The organism is Spartinivicinus poritis, from assembly GCF_028858535.1.
Taxonomy (GTDB): domain Bacteria; phylum Pseudomonadota; class Gammaproteobacteria; order Pseudomonadales; family Zooshikellaceae; genus Spartinivicinus; species Spartinivicinus poritis.
The window spans coordinates 1-2816 of the sequence record NZ_JAPMOU010000129.1 but is presented as its reverse complement, the minus strand read 5'-3'; the positions used below and the strand labels follow the sequence as shown (position 1 = coordinate 2816).

The 2816-nt window shown below is 43.8% G+C and carries 2 protein-coding genes; one reads left to right on the top strand and one right to left on the bottom strand.

Annotated features, from left to right (window positions below; translation table 11 throughout):
* Window positions 1-374: 374 nt before the first annotated feature.
* Window positions 375-515, bottom strand: a complete 141-nt coding sequence (locus ORQ98_RS29205; protein ID WP_274692349.1) for a hypothetical protein — start codon at window positions 513-515, stop codon at window positions 375-377.
* A gap of 421 nt (window positions 516-936) precedes the next feature.
* Between ORQ98_RS29205 and ORQ98_RS29200 the strand changes: the two genes are divergently transcribed.
* Complete coding sequence (locus ORQ98_RS29200; protein WP_274692348.1) at window positions 937-2703, top strand: hypothetical protein; 1767 nt, start codon at window positions 937-939, stop codon at window positions 2701-2703.
* Window positions 2704-2816 lie beyond the last annotated feature (113 nt).

Below are 2816 nucleotides of genomic sequence, written 5' to 3'. Positions count from 1 at the left end.
ATAAAAAAGTCGCTCAAGTGTATGAACAGTTAAGCGACTATGGGGCTATTGCTGCATAAAAGTGTCTACAGTATTGACTATAAGGTTTGCTATCAACTTTGATATAGAAGCCCATATAGTAAGGCTTATAGTAGTTCTTATAGCTTTCTTCTTCATGTTGGTGTAGGGGCTGTAGAAAGTTAATGAAAACGGCGAAAAAGTACCTTTGATTTGCTGACTACCCCACCTAATTTGTTGTTTTTATCTCTGCATATGCTTTGGTGTGTTTAGGCGCTTCCGGTTTGTCTAAGTCTAATTTTGTGGATTTTAAAGGGCTGCAGGGGTGATTTGATTATTCTGTGATCGGAACCGGAACTTGCTTTTTTTGTTTATACTCAGCCCGCCTCCTGGTTATTCAACAGTTTTCGCTGCTTCAGCTCCAAACCCTGCACTGTCCAGCTTATTGGCCAAGTTGTTAGCAAAAACTTGGCCTGGTTTCGCATAGCTTTTAGCTGTTTGTTAGTTGGCAGCTGCATTCGTTGTACTCCACGACAGACGTTGAAAAAAGCCGATAGTAGCATGTTATCGGAAGTTTTTGAAATGACCGTAGGTTAGGGCTGCAAGCAAAGGAGCGCTGAGCTAAACGCTAGCTTTTTTTAGTTTACGACACTAATTGTGTAATAAATAATCGCAGCGGGGGGGGGATGACCCCATACTGACTACAGTTATCTTTAGAGTGCAGAAGTATAGTTATTCATCATGCATACCTCGATTGACTGAGGTTTCCAGGCAAACTCCTCTCCTCCTGTAAACCCGCAACCAGTAGATATAGCAGAAATAGCGCGATTGTCCTTGGAGAATACCTTGGTGGGGTAAAAGTGTTCACTAAGATTAAACCATGTCATCTAACCCACAGAAAAAATCGGAGAGCCAACACAGACCCAGGATATGAAACCTATGGTACAAATGACGTATAGTCGTGCAATTACGCATTTAGAAAATGCAAGTGCAGCAGGAAACCTACTAATTGGAGTAAGTAACACAAAAAACCTAGCTAACGATGCGAAGGACTTAAATACGGCTATCGAAAGCAAAAACAAAAATGTAATAGCACGGAAAGCTCTAGGTGTAGCCAATAACGCGGGATTTGTGTTGGCTCAAGTCTTAGATGAGCCAGTACAACGAGCAGCCGACGCCCTTCATGTACATAAAATGCGAAATCGCTTAAATGATATTGGGATGGATTACGATGTCCTCCCCCAGCGTTTTAAGGATGCTATGAGGGAGAAAGCCGGGGTAGGTAGAACCGCTGGTCATGCCATACAGGGGGCTAACATAGCGCTTGCTGGGCTTGCTTTCGGTCTTACATTGAACGATGTAATTAACGAACCATCACCAACAAACCAAGTTAATACTGCAGAAGCTGGGGTATTACTGGGAATTGAACTAGCTCAACTAGGTGTTACCGCATTGAAGGGGTATGGAGTAATGAGCGCCGGCGGTGCAGCTGCTGCTGGTGCAGGTTTAACTGTTGCTGCAGCTATTGTAGTAATCGCTGCACTTACTGCAAGGGGATGGATTGCAGCCGAAGAAGCTGCAGGAAGAATGCTTGTAGACACGACCACAGGAGAGAAGGCTTTATATGGATTTATGAGTGCTGCCAGGGAATTAGGTCGGCCGTTAGTCTGGCTAATTGATAAAATCATGGGTACAAACAGAGCCGAAAACATGGAGTTTAGATTAGGGAATGCGCAGGAAGATGCACTAGCTCGTCAAGTAATAGGTCGGTATGGAGTACTGATTGATAGGGCTGGAGGCAGTGCTGTTGGGTGGGGATTGAGTCCATATAATGGAAGGAATGCAAATAGCTTAAGTTGGTCAACGTGGGACGAGGAAGTAATGGATGGAGAGCAATCAATCGATCAAGCACTAAGTGGTCACACTATTGGTGGTTGGGAGTTCATTAAACGTAATGAGGAAGGTAACTGGGTTCAAGAAGAGAGCAAAGCAGAGTCGGATCTTGCGACTAGAAGGGTGAGGATGAAAGATCATGATATGGCTGTCCTGGTCGTACATGCTAAGGTGAATCCGGCTAGTAGTCATTCTTTTAATACCCTCTACAGTGTGATGTTTGAGAGTGTGGGTGGTGTGTTTGATGAAAGTGCTTGCAGGGGAGATAAAAGCGAAACTGTATATCTGAGGAGCCGGGACCATCAATACCTGGCTGCTCCAGGAGTCAACGAACTAACGATCGTGAAAGACAGCATAGGTATAGATAAGGGAGATGTGAACTTTTATTATATTTTGCCAAGTGGCCCAGAGACCCAGACTTCTCAAAATTCTTCACATAGAGTAAGGGTGGAAATACAGGTACCCTCCACTTGTGTGGACGTGGACCAAGACCTAGAAGCAGGGAAGGGACATTTTCAACAAAGATGGCAGTCGGCGTTCAGTTACGACGAGGAGTGCAACCGTACAAGCAACAAACAAGGTGAGGTATCCAGGTATTGGCCGGGGTATGCAGAAAAACATGACGACGTGCGAATACAGCTTGATGACGATTACCTAACCATACATATACATTGGTGGAGAGTTGATAAGGAAGATACGTCACTGCAAGTCATATATATGGCAGCCAATCAAGAAGACTCTAGGGAAATGACACTCCGTTATAATTGGGATGAATTAATGACGATCGATGAGGATGCATGCACTTTAACGTGAAGGATAGCATAAGATGTGTCGTTCATGGAGTCTGTGATTTAAATTGTGTAACTGCTCTTTAAATTTTAGTCTAATTTAATCCGGTCACTAAATGCAATTGAAAAGTGTTGAAT